19 protein-coding genes are annotated in these 18,127 nt (G+C 43.4%); 13 read left to right on the top strand and 6 right to left on the bottom strand.

Annotated features, from left to right (window positions below; translation table 11 throughout):
* The first annotated feature begins 68 nt into the window (after positions 1 to 68).
* Positions 69 to 332 carry a DUF2671 domain-containing protein gene (locus IPP74_07235; GenBank protein ID MBL0319066.1) on the top strand — a complete coding sequence of 88 codons (264 nt, stop codon included), beginning with the start codon at positions 69 to 71 and terminating at the stop codon, positions 330 to 332.
* Between the two features lie 51 nt (positions 333 to 383).
* Here the strand turns inward: IPP74_07235 and IPP74_07230 are convergent, their stop codons facing one another.
* The gene (locus tag IPP74_07230) at positions 384 to 2,069 is read right to left on the bottom strand and encodes an acyl-CoA dehydrogenase family protein (GenBank protein MBL0319065.1); all 1,686 of its coding nucleotides are present in this window, start codon (positions 2,067 to 2,069) and stop codon (positions 384 to 386) included.
* A gap of 103 nt (positions 2,070 to 2,172) precedes the next feature.
* Between IPP74_07230 and IPP74_07225 the strand changes: the two genes are divergently transcribed.
* Genes IPP74_07225 through IPP74_07215 form a run of 3 tightly spaced genes read left to right on the top strand, consistent with a single transcriptional unit; the run spans position 2,173 to position 2,950 of the window.
* The gene (locus tag IPP74_07225) at positions 2,173 to 2,484 is read left to right on the top strand and encodes a nucleotidyltransferase domain-containing protein (protein ID MBL0319064.1); all 312 of its coding nucleotides are present in this window, start codon (positions 2,173 to 2,175) and stop codon (positions 2,482 to 2,484) included.
* Positions 2,481 to 2,732, top strand: coding sequence for a hypothetical protein (locus IPP74_07220; GenBank protein MBL0319063.1), 252 nt, complete (start codon positions 2,481 to 2,483; stop codon positions 2,730 to 2,732). The genes IPP74_07225 and IPP74_07220 overlap by 4 nt, the downstream gene beginning before the upstream one ends.
* Positions 2,729 to 2,950: a hypothetical protein gene (locus IPP74_07215; protein ID MBL0319062.1), complete on the top strand. Its 222-nt coding sequence runs from the start codon at positions 2,729 to 2,731 to the stop codon at positions 2,948 to 2,950. The genes IPP74_07220 and IPP74_07215 overlap by 4 nt, the downstream gene beginning before the upstream one ends.
* Before the next feature lie 11 nt (positions 2,951 to 2,961).
* Here the strand turns inward: IPP74_07215 and purH are convergent, their stop codons facing one another.
* Genes purH through IPP74_07200 form a run of 3 tightly spaced genes read right to left on the bottom strand, consistent with a single transcriptional unit; the run spans position 2,962 to position 6,469 of the window.
* Positions 2,962 to 4,566: a bifunctional phosphoribosylaminoimidazolecarboxamide formyltransferase/IMP cyclohydrolase gene (gene purH, locus IPP74_07210; GenBank protein MBL0319061.1), complete on the bottom strand. Its 1,605-nt coding sequence runs from the start codon at positions 4,564 to 4,566 to the stop codon at positions 2,962 to 2,964.
* Positions 4,567 to 4,605: 39 nt separating this feature from the next.
* The gene (locus tag IPP74_07205) at positions 4,606 to 5,937 is read right to left on the bottom strand and encodes a polysaccharide biosynthesis protein (GenBank protein MBL0319060.1); all 1,332 of its coding nucleotides are present in this window, start codon (positions 5,935 to 5,937) and stop codon (positions 4,606 to 4,608) included.
* Positions 5,876 to 6,469 (bottom strand): hypothetical protein, encoded by a 594-nt coding sequence (locus tag IPP74_07200; protein ID MBL0319059.1) that lies wholly within the window; start codon positions 6,467 to 6,469, stop codon positions 5,876 to 5,878. Before IPP74_07200 ends, IPP74_07205 begins: the two co-directional genes overlap by 62 nt.
* 184 nt (positions 6,470 to 6,653) lie before the next feature.
* Here IPP74_07200 and IPP74_07195 point away from each other — a divergent pair, with 184 nt between their 5' ends.
* The 6 genes from IPP74_07195 to IPP74_07170 all read left to right on the top strand — a co-directional run bounded on the left by IPP74_07195 (position 6,654) and on the right by IPP74_07170 (position 13,033).
* Positions 6,654 to 7,442, top strand: coding sequence for a DUF1189 family protein (locus tag IPP74_07195; protein MBL0319058.1), 789 nt, complete (start codon positions 6,654 to 6,656; stop codon positions 7,440 to 7,442).
* 229 nt (positions 7,443 to 7,671) lie between these two features.
* Positions 7,672 to 9,567 (top strand): ribonucleoside-diphosphate reductase subunit alpha, encoded by a 1,896-nt coding sequence (locus tag IPP74_07190; GenBank protein MBL0319057.1) that lies wholly within the window; start codon positions 7,672 to 7,674, stop codon positions 9,565 to 9,567.
* Between the two features lie 24 nt (positions 9,568 to 9,591).
* Positions 9,592 to 10,587, top strand: a complete 996-nt coding sequence (locus IPP74_07185; protein MBL0319056.1) for a ribonucleotide-diphosphate reductase subunit beta — start codon at positions 9,592 to 9,594, stop codon at positions 10,585 to 10,587.
* A gap of 68 nt (positions 10,588 to 10,655) precedes the next feature.
* On the top strand, positions 10,656 to 11,117 hold the full coding sequence (locus IPP74_07180; GenBank protein MBL0319055.1) for a PAS domain-containing protein: 462 nt from the start codon (positions 10,656 to 10,658) through the stop codon (positions 11,115 to 11,117).
* A 424-nt stretch (positions 11,118 to 11,541) separates the two neighbouring features.
* Entirely contained in the window at positions 11,542 to 12,141 is a 600-nt protein-coding gene (locus IPP74_07175) for a superoxide dismutase (GenBank protein ID MBL0319054.1), read from the top strand.
* Between the two features lie 76 nt (positions 12,142 to 12,217).
* Entirely contained in the window at positions 12,218 to 13,033 is an 816-nt protein-coding gene (locus IPP74_07170) for a DNA alkylation repair protein (protein MBL0319053.1), read from the top strand.
* Between the two features lie 380 nt (positions 13,034 to 13,413).
* Here IPP74_07170 and IPP74_07165 read toward each other — a convergent pair whose 3' ends face one another.
* Both IPP74_07165 and IPP74_07160 read right to left on the bottom strand, forming a co-directional pair.
* Positions 13,414 to 14,649 (bottom strand): dicarboxylate/amino acid:cation symporter, encoded by a 1,236-nt coding sequence (locus IPP74_07165; protein ID MBL0319052.1) that lies wholly within the window; start codon positions 14,647 to 14,649, stop codon positions 13,414 to 13,416.
* Positions 14,650 to 14,753: 104 nt separating this feature from the next.
* Entirely contained in the window at positions 14,754 to 15,146 is a 393-nt protein-coding gene (locus tag IPP74_07160; GenBank protein MBL0319051.1) for an Mth938-like domain-containing protein, read from the bottom strand.
* A gap of 115 nt (positions 15,147 to 15,261) precedes the next feature.
* Here IPP74_07160 and gcvT point away from each other — a divergent pair, with 115 nt between their 5' ends.
* From gcvT to gcvPA, 3 genes are read left to right on the top strand one after another with little or no spacing between them, the layout of a single operon-like run.
* Positions 15,262 to 16,356, top strand: coding sequence for a glycine cleavage system aminomethyltransferase GcvT (gene gcvT, locus IPP74_07155; protein ID MBL0319050.1), 1,095 nt, complete (start codon positions 15,262 to 15,264; stop codon positions 16,354 to 16,356).
* Positions 16,357 to 16,410: 54 nt separating this feature from the next.
* Entirely contained in the window at positions 16,411 to 16,803 is a 393-nt protein-coding gene (gene gcvH / locus IPP74_07150; GenBank protein MBL0319049.1) for a glycine cleavage system protein GcvH, read from the top strand.
* Positions 16,804 to 16,851: 48 nt separating this feature from the next.
* On the top strand, positions 16,852 to 18,126 hold the full coding sequence (gcvPA, locus tag IPP74_07145) for an aminomethyl-transferring glycine dehydrogenase subunit GcvPA (GenBank protein MBL0319048.1): 1,275 nt from the start codon (positions 16,852 to 16,854) through the stop codon (positions 18,124 to 18,126).
* Position 18,127: the final 1 nt, after the last annotated feature.

Raw genomic sequence — 18,127 nt, 5'->3', positions numbered from 1 at the left:
TTTATTATATGAGCTATCATGATATGCGGTAATCTATAAACATACTGTCTATCAATTGAGGAGCCCCCATGACTGTTTCTGCGGAAACCAAAGAGCGCACAGCCAAAGAAATTCCAACTGAGTTGGCGTCTTTTCAAGCTGATTATGCTCATGCGAGTTCTGCCGTCATAATGGACGCCCTGAGAAAAGGCTACGATATTCTTCAAATGCCCGAAGGTGATATTTTTGCAACAGGAAGTGAAACCGTTGTTTATCATTATCAATGGAATGGCAAAGAGAAAAAGCTGGTTCGTAAAAAATTCCACCATTCCATCCCAGAGCCCATTGAATAATAAAACAAACCCCAAATTGATTATATCATTTATTTAACTATTACTTGATTATCATTTCAAAAAGATATTTTGCTTCCGGCAGAAGCCATCGATCAAAAAATCTGCCTGCTGACGGATCATGTCCCGTGTTGTTACTGGAACCCCTGCTAATTCAGGCTGTGTCACGCCACTGGCAAGCAACGCATGAACCACTCCTAAGCATACCCAGCCACTTGCCTTAAGAAAATAACCTGAGTGAAAGAGCGCCAGCTCAATTCCTTCCTGGGATGCGCTTAAGCGCCTCACCTGCTGCTGGGTTGACTTCCGCCATAGATCAAATAACAAAACCATCTCTTTATTAGAGAAAAGCCCTCTTTCCTCTAAAAGGATTTGTAAATATTTCTGTAAAGAATCCAGGGTTCTTGCTTGATCCTTTCCCAATTTCCTCAAGACAAAATCACGAGCTTGAATACCATTGGTTCCCTCATAAATCATGGCAATCCTGACATCGCGCATATATTGCGGCATACCGGACTCCTCAATGTATCCCATTCCTCCAAATATCTGCATGGCATCTGAGCAGGCTTGCAATCCAATATCACTACCCATAGCTTTAATGATCGGTGTAAGCACCTCAACAAATCCCTGAAAGGTGTTGCGCATGCCTTCATCAGGATGATGCCTGTTGTGATCGATAAAACTCGCGGTCAACAAGCTCAACGCGCGCATACCACCCAGCAATGATTGATTCTTCATAATTAACCGTCGTACATCCGGATGAGCTTGAATTGGTTTACAGTCTCCTTGAATACGTTCACTGGCATAACGTACCGCTTTCTGAGTCGCGGCCTCTGCTACAGCATACCCTTCTATTCCTACCGCCAGTCGCGCATGATTCATCATCGTAAACATATATTTAAGCCCTTGGTGTGGTTGACCAACCACATAACCAATCGCTCCTTTTTCTTTTCCAAATTGCATCACGCAGGTGGGCGTGGCGTGAATACCCATTTTTGTTTCTATCGACACGCAAAACACTTCATTGCGCGTTCCATCTTCTAAAAACTTAGGCACTAAAAATAATGAAATACCTTTGGTACCAGCTGGTGCATCAGGTAATCGTGCCAGGACCAAATGGATAATATTATCCGTCATGTCATGTTCACCGTAGGTAATAAATATTTTTCCACCCGTGATACGAAAATAATTATTTTCGGGGATTGCCTGGGTACGAATGAGTCCTAAATCCGAACCTGCCTGTGGTTCAGTTAAACACATAGTTGCAGGCCACTCGCCACTGACCATTTTAGAAAGATACAGAGCTTTAATTGCATCACTGGCATGATGGTGGATTAATTCCACCGCACTTTGATTAAGCAATGGACACAACGCAAAGGCCATATTGGCCCCGCTCCAGCATTCTGCAACCGCAGCATCAAGTACTGCTGGTGCACCCTGTCCACCAATTTCGACAGCGAATGGAAGACTGTTCCAGCCATTTTGCACGAATTGTTGATATGCCACTTTAAAACCTGCCGGCATCGTCACGACTTCATCACCATATTGAGCGCCTTCACGATCGCCTGCTGCATTCAATGGCAACAATGTTTCCATCGCAAAACGCGCCGCTTCGTTTAAAATAGCTTCACAGGTTTCATGCGAGAAGTCCGCATAGGCGGGATAATCAAACACACCCCTCACTCCCGGAAGATGTGTTAATAAAAATCCCAAATGATCCATAGGAGGTTGGTATGACATGGCAGCTATCCTCGTTTCTATTGATACTAGCAACGCAAGGATTAAGCGTGGGTTAATATAGCAATCTATGGCAGAATTTTTTGTGTCATGATCTAATGAAAAAATGCGCCTCAGTTTAAGCGAAATCGAAGTTATAACCACCGTTTTTAAAAAGCATTTTTGGGTTAATGATCATCTATGGATTTTTGGTTCACGTGTCGATAACAGCAAACGTGGGGTCGCCATTGATCTCTATATTGAAACCGCTTATAATCCAGAACAAGCCGCAGGCAGCAATATTTTATTTATTTCTGATTTATGGATTGCCCTTGGTGAACAACACATTGATATTGTCTTAAAATTAATCCATTCAGATTTTGATTTACCTATCTATCATGTCGCCAAAAAAGAAGGAATTCAGTTGGCATTGGCATGAGAAAAGAAGTTTTAGATTCATTACTCGAAATAGCTGATATTCATACTGATCGATTAATTCACGCACTCAACGAGCTCACACCATTAATGCCAGCTTCGGATCATATCATCAGCACACTATCTTATGAGTCCTCTAAACCATTCGAAATGTTTACCAGCCGGCTTGCTAAGCTGCAAGATATTCTAGGAGCAAAAATTTTTCCAGCTCTCTTGAATTCAGCGGCGAAAATATCGCTGGTAACTCTATGATTGATATCTTAAATCAACTGGAAAAATTAAATGTAGTAGACCGCGCAAAATGGTTAGAATTACTCAGCACGCGCAATCATCTATCGCATGAATATCCCGACAACCCAGATACGATGGCTCATTTTTTTAATGAGGCCTTTCGACTATCTACAGATCTCTTGAATTACCATACCCAAGCGAAAAAATTCACCCAGGATATCCATAACAAATGCACTTAGAATTATTTATTCTAATGCCTGAAATGCCGGCGTCCCGTTAGTATCATCGCTACATCATGATCATTCGCTGCAGCAATCACGTCCGGATCTTTCACTGACCCACCTGGTTGTATCACTGCTTTTACTCCGCCTTTAATTGCTTTTAACAATCCATCCGGAAATGGAAAAAATGCATCGGAAGCAAGGGCTGCACCTTGGGCACGCTGTTGATTGCCGTCTCCTTGGGCGGCTTTCATCAATGCAACATCAACACTATCAACGCGGCTCATCTGGCCAGCACCTATACCAATCGTGGCACCCTCTTTAGCAAGCAGGATCGCATTTGATTTGACAAATTTACACGCTTTAAACGCAAACTTTAAATCAATCATTTCCTGCGCAGTTGGTTGACGATGGGTGACAATTTTAAATTCAGATTCTTGCGCAAAACCTTCATCATAATCCTGCACCAATAAGCCACCCGAGACCGTTTTATAAATTAAATTGTGTGGATAAGAAAAAGGATCAATCGTTAAAATACGTAGATTCTTTTTCGTTTCTAAAATGGTTTTAGCTTCACTCGTAATAGATGGGGCAATCACTACTTCGACAAAAAAGGTGGCAATGGCTTCTGCCGTTTTAAGATCAATCGGTTTATTGCAGGCAATAATACCACCAAACGCACTAACTGGGTCACACGCCAATGCTTTTGCAAAGGCTTCAGGCAGATGCGCACCAATGGCTAAACCACAAGGGTTTGCGTGTTTGACAATTGCCACAGCTGATTCTTGAAATGCACAAACCATTTCTAAAGCTGCATCAGCATCTTGAATATTATTATAACTCAATTCCTTGCCTTGGAGTTGCTTGGCCGAAGCAATCCCCCCACCTTGACCTACACGATAAAAAGCAGCACCTTGAATAGGGTTCTCACCATAACGTAAATGCTGAAGACGTGTGCCACTGATCACATGTTTATCTGGGAAAACGTCTCCTAATTCTTTAGCAAACCACTGGCTGATAGCCGCATCATAACTAGCTGTCGCAGCAAAGGCTTTGGCTGCTTTTTTTTGCCTAAATGCAAAATGGGTCGATCCATGGTGTTGTTCCATTTCTGCGATCACTTCCGTATAATCGGCAGGATCAACAATAATCGATACATAACGATGATTCTTAGCGGCAGAACGCACCATCGAAGGGCCACCTATATCAATCTGCTCAATGCAATCATCCTGTTTGGCACCCGAAGTAACGGTGGCTTCAAATGGATAAAGATTAATCACCACCAAGTCTATCGGTTCAATCTGATGCTCACGCATAGCGCTCACATGGCTGGGATTATCACGAACGCCTAACAATCCTCCATGCACTTTCGGGTGCAACGTTTTAACACGGCCATCCAGCATTTCAGGAAAACCAGTATGCGCCGAAATATCCTTAACCGTAAATCCTTTTTCCTGTAATAATTTAGAGGTTCCTCCTGTTGAAATAATTTCAACACCGTGAGCAATGAGTTTTTCGACAAACTCCACCAGGCCGGTTTTATCCGATACCGAAATCAGGGCACGTTTTATTTTAACCAGGTCAACATTGGCAATTGCTTCGGCAACTGCGTTACTGGGCTGTGAATGAGCCATATCAATCCTCATAATTTGCGTTGATGTGCGGGTTGTGTGTTAATCACCGGAGGGAAGGACCATGAAGCTTGTAAGGATTTCAACAACCCTACTTTGCTGATTCAACTGGACGGCTTCTTTTAGTTCAGAAACACACTGATTGACTTCGTTATAAGACAATTTGCGGGATGCAGCAAGCAAAACCCCTGATTTTTCAGTTGAAATCGGTGCTTCAGGCAATGCAAACAACTCCTCGTTTAACTTCTCACCCGGGCGCAAACCTATATATTCTATTTTGATGTCCCTACCCGGCTCATATCCGGCCAAGCGGATAGCCTGGCGTGCTAAATCATCGATATTGATGGGTTCACCCATATCCAATACATAAATGGCTGAATGGGTTTCCCGTTCCACCTGAATGGACGCCGCCTGCAAAATCAGGCCTACAGCTTCCTGGACCGTCATAAAATAACGCTCTACTGCAGGATCGGTAACCGTAACTGGACCGCCTCTGGCAATCTGTTTTTGAAAAAGCGGAATCACTGATCCTGAAGAGCCCAACACATTTCCAAAGCGAACGGTTGAATAAATCGTTACACCATCATCCTTTTGTCCCATCGCCTGGCAATAATTTTCTGCCAGCCGCTTGGTAACCCCCATAACGCTGATAGGCTTAACAGCTTTGTCAGTGGAGATGAGCACCATTTCCTTCACACCATAACGATTGCAAATATCAGCCACATGTTTAGTACCCAAGACATTGGTGAGAACGGCTTGATAGATATTATCTTCTAAGATCGGCACATGCTTAAGGGCTGCTGCGTGGAAAACAAGATCAAATTTATATTCACTAAACAAAAATTCAAACGATTCGGGCAACCTGACATCAGCTAGTATGGAACGGATCTGCTGCATGGGATAAAGGGTTTTTATTTCTTGGTCAATGATATAGAGATTATATTCGCTATTATCGAGCATCACGAGCATAGTAGGTTTGTATCGGGCAACCTGCATACATAATTCACTACCGATAGTGCCTCCGGCTCCTGTAACCAATATATATTTTCCACGGATTAATTCGGCAATTGCGGAATCATCCAGCACCACTTGTGGCCTTCCCAAAAGATCTTCCAGCGCAATCGGTTTTACGACCGAAGATTCATGCTGGAAATTTTCCAACTCATTTAATTTAGGCAATTTGGCAAACGACAAACCATGTTTAGCTGCAATCTTCCATAATTGCTTTACATTTTTCCCACTCAAATGCGGATCAGTCACTATCAATTTTTGTGGACGCATTCCTTTTTTCCCAATCTGATCGATCACTTCTTCAATAGCTTCTATTCCACCAATAATAGGCCGAATGGATAGTACTTCCCTTATGCTGAGCATTAAGATCGACCACACCAACCACATGGTAACACCATAAGTTACGGCGTGAAATTTCGCGGATAAATAATTCTGAATTATCGTTAAGTCCAATCAAGATAACGGGAATTCTGCGCTCGGCATCCATCCATAATGGATAGAGTACTTTATCTTTAAATATCCGATAGAAAAATCGCGGACCGCCAAGAAAGACAATCAATAATAACCAGTTGATAACAATCCCCCTCATCCCCATCATAACATGCGGGGATGTTAAAACCATATAGGGAAAAAAGAGCAGGCTGCTCAACGTAGCTCCCATAATAATAGCCACTAAATCCTGCAGCGACGCATAACGCCACAGTCCATTATAAAGCCTCATTGCCACAAACACACCGGTACAGATAGCAACAAATAATACCATGCCAAAACCAAGATAGGCCACCAATGGTAGTTTTAAGCCCCATAAAACAACACGTGCTAAACCATAGCTAAGCGCTGCCATCATGATATCATGGGTCATTACGACTAATCTGGGCTCTATACGTTTGGTCATGGGTAAAGCATCTAAATAAAATAAGGGTATATTATAACCCATCCGCTTAAAAAAGTCTTATGCAAAACCACAATTCACAAAATCGCATAGCTCACCCCAGCACTTTCACTTAAGAATTTTTCATATACGATCCCGTCTTTCTCTGTTATGCTCCCACACCATAACAAGCAATCATGATCATCGTATGAACCGTTTAAATGAATGGCTTTATCCTTTTGTTGGCGCCTTTTTTGACAAACATCTTTATCAAGAAGCTGTCCATGTTTGGAGAGCCGTACCTTTCCCCATTATTATTATTGCGGTCATTATCGGAAATTTACCAGGAATGCTGGTGACACAAAATCTTATTCAAGCATTGCGCGATGAAGCCTATTTAATTATTGACCAACTTCCACCACTTAAACTAGCAAATGGCGAATTAAGCACAACGATAACGCAACCCAAGCCACTCTATAATTCAAGCCATAAACAAATAGGCGTTTTTAATCCCAAACCGACCAATCCATCGTTGGATGAACATCTCTTATTTGCAATTAATCCCAAAGAACTTGTTTTTGCCACTCCGCAACTCCTCAATCCGCAGATTCATGAAATAAGCCATACCTCCTATCCCAGCCACTATAATGGCGATGTCACAGCCTCCATCTTGAAACATCAAGTTGATTTAGGTTATGTTCTTACTAAGTTAATCCTGCCACTTTTTGTGCTATGTTTGATGTTTTTTGTTTTCATTTTAGAAGGAGTTCTGGTGGCCATCATCGGGCTGGGTCTATCCCACTTTCAGAATAAGGATTTAAGTATCAAACCACTCTTTAGAATTGCCATTATTGCCTTGCTACCAACACAGGTCATCAGTTGCGTCTTTGCCTTTGCCGGGATAGAATTTAATTATCAACCCTATGTATTATTTATCTCGTCATTGTTCTTTTTATATTTTGGAATCCATGCCAGTCAGTCTGACAAAAAAAATTGACCACAAGATCTATGATGTGAAAGTTTTTATATCTTCAATAAAAGCATTATGAATCTGTAGGATGCATATTTTTTGCGCCATTTTTCAATTATGACACACACAATATATAGTGGGAGATTAACCCTCCATTAACTAGATATGGATATTTTTAGCTTGAATGACCCATTGGTTCTGTTATTCTGGTAGATGGAACAAATGAAAAGAAGCACACAAGGTATAAAGAGGTTTTATGGCGATACAACAAGATCAATCTCGTAACGATTTGCTGAGTTATTTCGGTAAGGAAACCTTGACCGATCGCTACTTATTACCAGGAGAAGATTATCAAGATTTGTTCGTCCGTGTTTCCTCTTATTATGCCGATGATGAGGCTCATGCCCAGCGCCTGTACGAATACATGTCCAAACACTGGTTTATGCCAGCCACACCTATTTTAAGCAATGGAGGCACTAAGCGCGGGCTGCCTATTTCTTGTTTCTTAAATGAAGCAACCGACAGCCTCGAAGGAATCGTTGATTTATGGAATGAAAATGTATGGCTTGCTGCACGTGGTGGTGGCATCGGCAGTTATTGGGGTAATTTGCGTCCAATCGGCCAGAAGGTTCGTGGCAACGGCAAAACCTCAGGTGTTATTCCTTTCATGCGCGTTCAAGATGCTCTGACGCTTGCTATTTCACAGGGGTCTTTGCGTCGTGGCAGTTCGGCTTTATATTTGCCTGTATGGCATCCCGAAATTGTTGAATTCATTGAAATTCGTCGCCCAACGGGTGGTGATCCAAATCGTAAAGCTCCAAACGTCCATCACGGCGTCGTGATTCCCGATGCTTTTATGGAAGCCGTACGTGATGACAAAATGTGGGATCTCGTTAATCCTAAAAACAATGAAATGGTTTCGCAAATCCGTGCACGCGATTTGTGGATCCGCTTGTTAACGGCACGCGTTGAAACCGGTGAGCCTTATATGCTCTTTATTGATACGGTACAAAATCAACGCCCCGAATCATATAAGCGATTAGGCTTGGATGTTAAAACATCGAATCTATGCAGCGAAATTGTGCTTGCCACCGGAACCGATCACCGCAAAGAAGAACGCACTGCCGTCTGCTGCCTATCATCTGTTAATCTTGAATATTATCATGAATGGGAAAACATCGTTGATGATCCAGAAACTGGTGAAGGTGGTTTTATCTCCGATATCATGCGCTTCCTGGATAATGTGCTGGATGATTTTATCAAAACTGCACCACCATCCATGGCTCGTGCGGCCTATTCTGCCGGACGTGAACGCAGTATTGGTTTGGGTGTTATGGGCTTCCATACATTCTTGCAATCCAAAATGATTCCATGGGAATCAGTTATGGCCAAAGTATGGAACAACAAAATCTTTAAGCATATTCGTGAAGATGCCGATAAAGCCTCTCACAATATTGCCCTTAAAAAAGGCCCATGCCCGGATGCTGAAGAAGCGGGATTGATGGAACGTTTTACCCATAAATTAGCGATTGCCCCAACCGCTTCCATTTCGATCATTGCCGGCAATACCTCACCTGGTATTGAACCCTATGCAGCGAATAGCTTTACCCAAAAAACGCTGACAGGCTCGTTTAATGTTCGCAATAAAATGTTACTGCGTTTGCTTGAAAGTAAGGGACAAAACAGCGATGCAATCTGGTCCTCCATTGCTACGCATGAAGGCTCAGTTCAGCATCTGGAGTTCTTAACACAGGAAGAAAAAGATGTGTTTAAAACCGCATCCGAAATTGACCAACGATGGATCATTGAACTTGCTGCAGATCGTACTCCTCATATTTGTCAGGCAACTTCGGTGAATTTATTCCTGCCTGGAGATGTGCATAAACGCGATCTTCACCATATTCACTTTTCTGCTTGGGAAAAAGGCGTCAAAAGCCTTTATTATTGCCGCTCAACGTCTATTCAACGTGCGGAAAAAGTTTCTCACAAAGTCAAGTCACTGCAAATGGCTGATTCCATTGCCATGGATGCGGCGTCTCGCATGCCAACAGAGCAACCGTCGCTCTTTGAATCGACACAACCGTTCAAAGACATGGTTGAAGAACGTGCTGATACACGTCCTATTTATGATGAGTGCCTTGCTTGCCAATAAGAATTAAATTGTTCGGAGAATAATATGTCGTTACTTGATGCTAAACCTATTTATAAACCCTTTTCTTATCCATGGGCTTATGAAGCATGGGAAACCCAACAAAAAATTCATTGGCTTCCCGAAGAAGTGGCCCTTGCTGATGACGTAAAAGATTGGAATCATAAATTGACTCCTGGTGAACAAAATTTGCTAAGCCAGATTTTTCGTTTCTTTACCCAATCGGATATTGAAGTCAATAATTGCTACATGAAGCATTATTCGCGTATTTTTAAGCCAACTGAAATACAGATGATGTTGGCTGCTTTTTCAAATATGGAAACCATCCATATTGCCGCTTATTCATATCTATTAGATACCATAGGTATGCCTGAAGCCGAGTACCAGGCTTTCCTGCGCTATAAGGAAATGAAAGATAAATACGATTACATGCAGAGTTTCAATATGAACTCTAAACGCGACATTGCTATTACGTTGGCCGTGTTTGGTGGATTCACTGAAGGTTTGCAATTATTTGCCTCTTTTGCGATTCTGCTTAATTTCCCGCGTTTCAATAAAATGAAAGGAATGGGTCAGATTGTGACGTGGTCTGTGCGTGATGAAAGCCTGCACACCAACTCTATTATCCGCCTCTTTAAAACCTTTGTCCTTGAAAACCCTGAAATCTGGGATGATGCGTTGCGTCAGGATCTTTATAATGCTTGTGAAACCATCGTCCACCACGAAGATTCTTTCATCGACCTTGCCTTTGAAATGGGCGATGTCCATGGCTTAAGCGCCGATGAAGTAAAGCAATATATTCGTTATATCGGCGACCGTCGTTTGCTTCAATTGGGGCTGAACCCTCTGTTTGGCGTTAAAGAAAATCCCCTGCCATGGCTGGATGAAATCCTTAATGGTGTGGAGCATACCAATTTCTTTGAAAATCGCGTTACCGAATATTCTAAAGCAGCGACCAGAGGTTCTTGGGACGAGGTCTTTACTGCCATTGATGCTCCGGAACTGAAATTGGAAGTTGCCTAACACCCCATTTATGTTTTTTTAACCAATCCTACGTACGATCCATCTTGTTCCACAGCAATGTGGGGTAAGTGACGTTTTTATTTCTTCGTGGTGGGGTTGCTATGTTCGACGATAAAACTATTATCGAAACGGTTATGAAATATTGGGATGAATTACGTGAAGGCAAAAAATTTCCACCGGAAGAGGATCTTGATCCAGACATGCTGCAGGAAGCGTGGGATCATTGCTTCCTGATTTATCCACGTCATGAACAATTTTGCTTCACTCACCTAGGTTCCGTGGTGAAAGGTGCCTATGGCAGCGACCGTACTATTGAATGCCGTCTCTTTATCGAATCCCCCGCTGCGGACGGCCTTACCTATAAATATAAAGAAGTTCTCGAATCACGCGAACCGATTATCGAAAATGCCGAGTTCATTAATTTACAAGATGATCTCGTCAGGTTTAAACAATGCCTGCTGCCACTGGGACCTGACGAAAATGGCGAAGTCACTTCGATACTAGGATGTTTGCATTTTCATACCAGGTAATGCACTTTATTCATTTTAAACAAACTATAGTAGAATGAGTTACTAGAGCATTCTCATTTGAATTGTGCGTAGGAAAACACTGCTTAAAAAAAGTGAGAATGACGGATTTTATAAGCGTCATCCTCCCTTTTTAGATGAGTGGGGAACCAGCATAACTCTATGTTACGACCAGTTAAAACGACAGACAACTACCCAAAATAAAAGCTGTAAAGACAAAAGTTTTTCAACTTGTTTTTGCCCTTGATCTTCTTTTGAGTTAAGCGTACAACTAAACCATCAATCGGTTTTGAGGCGTTATGTTTACAGGAAACGCTTGCTTAGTTGTCGGGGCTTGGTGCATCAACTTTAGTTGTGATCAATATGGCCTTCGCTAGGAATGTTTCAAAACCTTTTTCCCTGTTAACATCCATGTGGAGTATAACCTATGGCTTTTACCCTTCCTACCCTTCCTTATGAACCTAATGCGTTAGAGCCGCATATCAGTGCTCATACATTTAGCTTTCATTACAGCAAGCATCATCAAGCTTACGTAACCAATCTCAATAAACTGGTTGATGGAACAGACCTTGCGACTAAATCCTTGGAAGAAGTGATTCACATCAGCGCCAAAGATACCACTAAACAAGGTATTTTCAATAATGCGGCTCAAGTATGGAACCACACATTTTACTGGCATTCGATGAAACCAAATGGCGGCGGCAAACCAAGTGGTGACCTGGCTAAACGCATCGACAGTGATTTAGGCGGATTTGATACATTTGCTGAAGATTTTAAAAATGCAGCAACCACCCAATTCGGCAGCGGCTGGGCATGGCTGGTGGTTGAAAACGGCAAACTTAAAGTAACCAAAACCGGTAACGCAGATACACCGCTTGTTCATAATCAAATACCACTTCTGACCATTGATGTGTGGGAACATGCGTATTATCTAGACTTCCAAAATCGTCGTCCTGATTATATCAGCACCTTCTTAAATCATTTAGCTAATTGGGATTTTGCAGCAGAACAGCTGCAAAAAGCCTAAGCTTAACATTCTGTCTTCCCCTCCTCTTTAGACTCTGTATATAGTCTGAGGAGGGGAACAACGCTCTCTATGAATCTTGGACGCCCTCCGCCAACGCAAAGGCGCCTCTAAAATTGCTGATATTCCTCCCGTGGTACTGGAAGCCCTTAATTGTGGCCTTATTGAAACCAAAACATTGGTCGAATGGTTAGCCATTCATACCGAAATACTCGCTACGCATGTAGCACAACAACTACGTATGAATACCGATGAATGTACCTTGTTCATCCAGACGGCCAGACAGGTTCTGGATAAAGGTGTCACGCAGCGGCAAAAGCAAATGGGGCAAGCATTAGCGGTAATTCTTCAGAAAAATCCTGCCCTTTCTATTCCACTCAAACAACACCCCTCCGACATGGTCCGCAGCTGGCATGCCTATGCAGTGGCACATCTACACGGTCACAATTTAGACGTACTCCTAGATGAATTGCAACACTTTGCTGCCGACCCATCCATGTCTACCCGTGAATGCACCTGGGATGCGTGGCGGCCTTATCTAGCCAGAAATATAGATAAAGGGATAGATTTATTAATGCCATGGGTTGTGCACGAACATGACGCTATCCGCCGCTGTGCCATTGAAGGAACACGCCCACGGGGGGTATGGACATGCCACCTCCCTGAGCTAAAACTCGCCCCTGAAAAAGCATTGCCCTTATTAGAAAAAGTAAAAACAGATCCAAGCCGTTACGTACAAAATGCTGTCGCCAACTGGCTTAATGATGCGTCTAAAGATCATCCTGTCTGGGTGATGGAAGTCACCAGCCGTTGGCAGCAAGAAAATGACTGCACTGCCAGTCGCTACATTATAAAACGCTCTCGCCGCACAATTCAAAAGAATTCTCAACAATAGCAACACGGTATCCCTGTCTCCCCTCGGAGGATAGCTATCTACAGATCACATGAACACATTGAATCATGACGCTGACGCTACAGAGGCCAGAGATGACAGAATGTGTGATGAACGATATAAACCATAACAAACTCCGTCATCCTTGATTTTTTTGGCATGAAGAGCCATAGGCTAGCTTGTCAAAAAAATTCGGGGAACCCGCATAATACTTATTGTTCGGCCAGTACACTTCATTATTCATCTAACCGCAACGTCGGTTTATTGAAGGGAAAGCCCAAAACCAGATAGTGCAAAGATATAAAAGGTTTTGTAAAAAAAAACCGCATCCCCAGCCCAAAAGGCTTGAGGATGCGGAACTTTATAAAGGAAGCCTAGATATCTTAGATATCCGCGTAATATTTTTTCTCATCTAGCAATTTCTCAGAACGATCGACCAATAAGGTTACCGTTGAGTCGCCAGTGATGTTGATGGTGGTACGCACCATGTCTAAAACACGGTCAACACCCAGGATGATACCAATACCTTCGATAGGAATACCAACCGATGACAACACCATACCCATAAAGATAATCGAACCGCTAGGGATACCGGCAGCGCCGATTGATCCAAGCGTACAGGTGATAATCAACAACAGATATTGATGAAGCTGCAGGTCAATACCCATCATTTGCGAAAAGAACACAGCACAAATACCTAAGTAAATAGCCGTTCCATCCATATTGATGCACGCACCCAAAGGCATGACAAAGTTGGTGCTTCTTTCAGACACACCCAAACGCTCCTGCAATTCACGCATTGCGGTGGTTAAGGTTGCTTTACTGCTGCTGGTTGCAAACGCCATTGATTGGGTAGGCAGCATTTTTCTGTAGAAGACAGAAGGAGACAATCTGCCAAATACCATGATTAACACGCCAAACAATATATATTGAATTGAGCAGGCAATCAACACGGCAGCCACTAACAATACCAGCGATTTAATTGCATCAACACCAAGTGTTCCAATCATCCACGCCATAAAGCAAAACACAGCGATCGGTGCAAGTTTCACGATATATTCAATCATTTTAAACATGATCTGGGCAGTTTCTTGAATGAGCGCACGAACTTTTGCCACTTTCTCACCAAGGATATTCATCACAATACCCATAAACACCGTAAAGAAGATCACGTGTATTGCATTACTTTCGGTCATTGAACCAAAAATATTGTGCGGTACCAAACCCAAGAAAAATTCTTTGATGGATGGAGGAGCTGCCGCCACCACCGGCTTAGCCGATGAAAGTGATGTCAGCATATCACTTGGCAAACCAACGCCAGGTCTAACAATCAAGGCAACAACGATGCCAATCACTACAGCAAACATTGCGGTTGCCAGATAGATACTGATCGCTTTAATACCCACGCGGCTGGCGCTTTGAGGATCATCCATGCTGGTAATACCAGAAAGAAGCGCAAAGAAAATAAGCGGGATTAGAATCATTTTGATCAGATCGATGAAAATCGTACCTACGGTTTTTAAATCTTCAGCGATCTCTTTTTGATCTGTTTGTTTTAAAATAATCCCAACGATAATACCAAGTATCATACCTATCAGAACTTTTTGCCACATCTTCATAGGTCCACCATTTAATAAACATTAAACAACCAAGGGGCGATACCAATCGTCCCTTAATACCCGTCCTTAATACACAAGAAACCATGGCTTTGGCAACTTAATTTTTATACAGGCGCTTTATCAACCAGCAGAATAGCCACCACCAGCCTGCCCTCGGACATAAGGATATTATAGGTTCGGCAGGCCGAACCAGTCGTCATGACCTCCAACTGACAATTGAATTTTCTGGCTATTAATTCAACCATTCCCTTTGAAATGGATGCCTGTTTAGTGCCGGTTCCTATCAACAGTATTTCAAGATGGCCTTGATACGATTGAAGCAGATTTTCGATATCTTCCGATGTTAATGCACTTGCTTCATGAAACGATATGGCTCTGCACTCACCCTCGGCAATTAAAATGGAACCTTCGTTTAATGTTCCATTAATCATAAAGCCAGTCGTTGAATAACCATTAATCACATGGGCATGTTGTGGTACGTAAGGGGTGATATCCATAAGAATCCTATTTTTGCCATCGTACCAGCCATCTGTTTTTTGTAAAGCCCTTGACGCACATCATCCATGCGGTTAAGTTCGATTGCATCTAACACAGACCTTAAAAGGGGAAAACATGGAACGCACCGCTTTATTTGAAGCCCACCAGCAAGCACACGCCAAACTCGTTGAATTCGCAGGCTATGAAATGCCCATTCACTATCCCGATGGTATTTTAAAAGAACATCAATGGGTGCGCAGCCATGTCGGGCTATTTGATGTGTCACACATGGGCCAAGCGTGGCTTTCTGGCAAAACAAGCACCGAATTCCTTGAAAAAATAACGCCTTCTAATTTTCAGAAACTCCCTGCACTCAAAGCAAAATACACCGTCCTCACCAACGACCAAGGCGGTATCATCGACGACCTCATCATCACCCGTGTTGATACTGAGAATTTTTATATTGTCATTAATGCAGGCTGCAAACACAAAGACCTGGCCTGGCTGCAACAGAACCTGCCGGCTGATTGCACCCTTAAACCGCTAAATGACCGCTCACTTATTGCTATACAGGGACCACAGGCAGAAGATTTGCTGGCTACATTCTTCGATAATCCGGACCTTCGTCAACAAACCTACATGACTTTTAATCAGCTTACCTGGCAACAGCAAACCTTGTTTATCACCCGTACTGGTTATACCGGCGAAGATGGTTTTGAAATCAGCGTACCCAACACGATCGCCTCTTCACTCTGGACACAATTACTCAAAGACGAACGCGCAAAACCCATCGGTCTTGGTGCACGCGACAGTTTGCGTCTGGAGATGGGCTATCCTTTGTATGGGCATGATATCGACGATACCACCAGCCCTATCGAAGCAGGATTATCCTGGATTGTCTCAAAACAGGCATTGCATTGTTTTGGATCCAGCACCATCGCCGGCCAGCAAACTCAAGGAACCAAACGACTGCGCGTGGCGATTATCCTGAAAGATAAAGGCATCGCCCGTGAGGGATCCCCGATCCTGAGTAGCGAGCAAAAACCCATAGGGCTATTGACAAGCGGGGGCTTCTCTCCTACCCTGCAGGCCGGTATTGGCCAAGGCTATGTAGAGTCTTCTTTTAGCAATCCAGGAACACCTGTGTTTGTTGAAGTAAGAGGTCGTGCAATCCCCGCGGAAATTACCCAGTTCCCGTTTGTTGCTGCCAAAACCAAAAAAGCCGCTTAGCCCACCTGAATAACACACCATCATTAATGATCATAAGAGAATGAAGAGGAATCTATGTCTGAATCACACGTAAAACCAGGCCTTATCTATACCAAAGAACATGAATGGCTTGTGGTCGACGGCAATGTGGCCGTTGTGGGCATTACCGATTATGCGCAAGCCGCGCTTGGCGATTTGGTTTATGTTGATTTACCGGCTATTGGCAAACTCGCCGAAACCGGCAAAGATATCGCCGTGGTCGAATCATGCAAAGCAGCTAGTGATGTCTATTCACCCGTTGCCGGTAAAATTGTTGCTGTGAATGACGAGCTGAAAAACGCTCCTGAATTGATCAACCAGTCACCTTATGATCAAGGCTGGATTTTTAAAATTGAATTGAGCAATCCCGATGAAATTAAATCATTGCTCAGTGAACAACAATACCGCGACTTATTGGCAGCCGCCTAAGTAGCAGACATAACACCTTAGACCAACCCCAAAGAAGATGGGAATATTATGCGCTTTTTACCCTTAACCCCGGATGACCGCCAGGAGATGCTTTCAGCCATCGGTGTCAGTTCTGTTAACGAACTTTACCAGCATGTGCCATCCCACTGTTTACCAGAAGGTTTGTTTGATATTCCTCTGCATCAAGGCGAAATGGACATTGAACAGCAATTTCGCACCCTTGCCGCCAGTAACCGCACGGCACAGGATGGTCCATTTTTTTTGGGAGCTGGCTGCTATTATCACCATATCCCTGCTGCCGTTGACCACTTAATTCAACGCTCAGAATTTCTAACCTCTTACACTCCCTATCAGCCTGAAATATCGCAAGGCACGTTAGCGGTGGTGTTTCAGTTTCAAAGTATGATTGCCAATCTCACCGGCATGGAAGTAGCCAATGCCTCCATGTATGATGGCGCTACTTCTACCGCCGAAGCAGCCATGATGGCACGCCGCGTAACCGGCCGTTCGGGTATTTTGATCGGCAACAACCTGCATCCTCATTACGAAGAAACACTTGATACATATATTATGCACAGTGGCGGTGAACTCCATGCCAAAGAAGCAACCGATCAAACCGCATGTGTGATCATTCAATATCCGTCCTTCCACGGCACCATCGAAGACCTCAATTACTGGCGTAAAGTGTGTGACGAAACTGGCGCATTACTGGTCGTTGCCGTTACCGAAATTGTAGCTCTTGGATTATTACCCGCGCCTACGCAAGCCGATATCGTAGTCGGTGAAGCGCAAAGCATTGGTGTTGGCATGAATTTCGGTGGCCCGCATCTTGGCTTTTTTGCCTGCAATAAAAAACATATCCGCCAAATGCCTGGACGTTTATGCGGTGCAACCACCGATGCCGATGGAAAACGCTCGTTTGTTCTGACCTTAAGCGTACGCGAACAACATATTCGCCGTGAAAAAGCGACTTCCAATATCTGCACCAACCAGGGATTATGCGCTACAGCTTTCACCATCCATCTTTCACTCTTGGGTGAAAAAGGATTCAAGCATCTGGCTCGACTTAATCACGAACGCGCCTGCCAGTTGGCAGATCTATTGGCACAGGTTCCTGGTGTTACTGTACTAAACGATACGTTCTTTAATGAGTTCGTTATCAGCCTTCCTGGTGATTCTGCCATCATCTCACAACAATTGTTAGAGATGGGCGTGATCGCCGGTTATCCGCTTCCTGATAATCAGTTGCTGGTTGCGGCCACCGAAATGACATCCACACACGATATGGCTACCTTTGTCGCCGCTTTAAAGGAGGTGCTGTAAT

The sequence above is a fragment of the Alphaproteobacteria bacterium genome (assembly GCA_016722515.1).
Lineage (GTDB): Bacteria > Pseudomonadota > Alphaproteobacteria > Rickettsiales > JADKJE01 > JADKJE01.
Note: the sequence above shows the minus strand (reverse complement) of the source record. Positions and strands in the feature narration are given on the sequence as shown.

Bases quoted from the DNA above. Each gene is read 5' to 3' on its own strand.
- gcvT (MBL0319050.1), top strand. From the start codon at position 15,262: ATGGAACGCACCGCTTTATTTGAAGCCCACCAGCAAGCACACGCCAAA.
- IPP74_07220 (MBL0319063.1), top strand. From the start codon at position 2,481: ATGAGAAAAGAAGTTTTAGATTCATTACTCGAAATAGCTGATATTCAT.
- purH (MBL0319061.1), bottom strand. From the start codon at position 4,566: ATGGCTCATTCACAGCCCAGTAACGCAGTTGCCGAAGCAATTGCCAAT.
- IPP74_07165 (MBL0319052.1), bottom strand. From the start codon at position 14,649: ATGAAGATGTGGCAAAAAGTTCTGATAGGTATGATACTTGGTATTATC.
- IPP74_07175 (MBL0319054.1), top strand. From the start codon at position 11,542: ATGGCTTTTACCCTTCCTACCCTTCCTTATGAACCTAATGCGTTAGAG.
- IPP74_07215 (MBL0319062.1), top strand. From the start codon at position 2,729: ATGATTGATATCTTAAATCAACTGGAAAAATTAAATGTAGTAGACCGC.
- IPP74_07225 (MBL0319064.1), top strand. From the start codon at position 2,173: ATGCGCCTCAGTTTAAGCGAAATCGAAGTTATAACCACCGTTTTTAAA.
- IPP74_07205 (MBL0319060.1), bottom strand. From the start codon at position 5,937: ATGCTCAGCATAAGGGAAGTACTATCCATTCGGCCTATTATTGGTGGA.
- gcvH (MBL0319049.1), top strand. From the start codon at position 16,411: ATGTCTGAATCACACGTAAAACCAGGCCTTATCTATACCAAAGAACAT.
- IPP74_07230 (MBL0319065.1), bottom strand. From the start codon at position 2,069: ATGTCATACCAACCTCCTATGGATCATTTGGGATTTTTATTAACACAT.
- IPP74_07195 (MBL0319058.1), top strand. From the start codon at position 6,654: ATGAACCGTTTAAATGAATGGCTTTATCCTTTTGTTGGCGCCTTTTTT.
- IPP74_07190 (MBL0319057.1), top strand. From the start codon at position 7,672: ATGGCGATACAACAAGATCAATCTCGTAACGATTTGCTGAGTTATTTC.
- IPP74_07160 (MBL0319051.1), bottom strand. From the start codon at position 15,146: ATGGATATCACCCCTTACGTACCACAACATGCCCATGTGATTAATGGT.
- gcvPA (MBL0319048.1), top strand. From the start codon at position 16,852: ATGCGCTTTTTACCCTTAACCCCGGATGACCGCCAGGAGATGCTTTCA.
- IPP74_07235 (MBL0319066.1), top strand. From the start codon at position 69: ATGACTGTTTCTGCGGAAACCAAAGAGCGCACAGCCAAAGAAATTCCA.
- IPP74_07185 (MBL0319056.1), top strand. From the start codon at position 9,592: ATGTCGTTACTTGATGCTAAACCTATTTATAAACCCTTTTCTTATCCA.
- IPP74_07200 (MBL0319059.1), bottom strand. From the start codon at position 6,469: ATGACCAAACGTATAGAGCCCAGATTAGTCGTAATGACCCATGATATC.